Source organism: Anabaena sp. 4-3 (assembly GCF_001597745.1).
GTDB lineage: Bacteria > Cyanobacteriota > Cyanobacteriia > Cyanobacteriales > Nostocaceae > Trichormus.
In genome coordinates this window covers 1-743 of record NZ_LUHJ01000020.1, presented here as the reverse complement: position 1 = coordinate 743, position 743 = coordinate 1, and the positions used below count along the sequence as shown (strand labels likewise).

Below are 743 nucleotides of genomic sequence, written 5' to 3'. Positions count from 1 at the left end.
GACTTCACCCGTTGGTGTCAACTCGGTGGCTTATGGCCATTCGTGGCACTACATGGAGCTTTCGGCTTAATCGGCTTCATGCTGCGCCAATTTGAGATTGCCCGGCTAGTAGGCATCCGTCCCTACAACGCCCTAGCATTCTCTGCTCCCATTGCGGTATTCGTCAGCGTATTCTTGATGTACCCCTTGGGACAATCCTCTTGGTTCTTCGCACCCAGCTTAGGTGTAGCAGGGATTTTCCGTTTCATCCTGTTCGTACAAGGCTTCCACAACTTTACCCTCAACCCCTTCCACATGATGGGTGTAGCAGGTGTATTAGGTGGTGCGCTATTGTGTGCGATTCACGGTGCAACCGTAGAAAACACCCTATTTGAAGACGGCGAAGGTGCAAACACCTTCCGCGCCTTCAACCCCACCCAAGCCGAAGAAACCTACTCAATGGTGACAGCAAACCGTTTCTGGTCACAGATTTTCGGGATTGCTTTCTCCAACAAACGCTGGCTACACTTCTTCATGTTGTTTGTGCCAGTCACCGGCTTATGGATGGCGGCTGTGGGTATCGTCGGTATCGCACTCAACTTACGGGCTTATGACTTCGTATCCCAAGAGTTGCGGGCGGCTGAAGACCCAGAATTTGAAACCTTCTATACCAAAAACATTTTGTTGAACGAGGGTATCCGCGCTTGGATGGCTCCTCAAGACCAACCCCACGAAAAATTTGTATTCCCCGAAGAGGTACTACC

At 50.9% G+C, this 743-nt stretch carries 1 pseudogene; it reads left to right on the top strand.

Annotation, left to right across the window (positions count from 1 at the left end):
• Positions 1-743 (top strand): annotated as a pseudogene (locus A3775_RS05280) (photosystem II D2 protein (photosystem q(a) protein)); the annotation flags it as partial.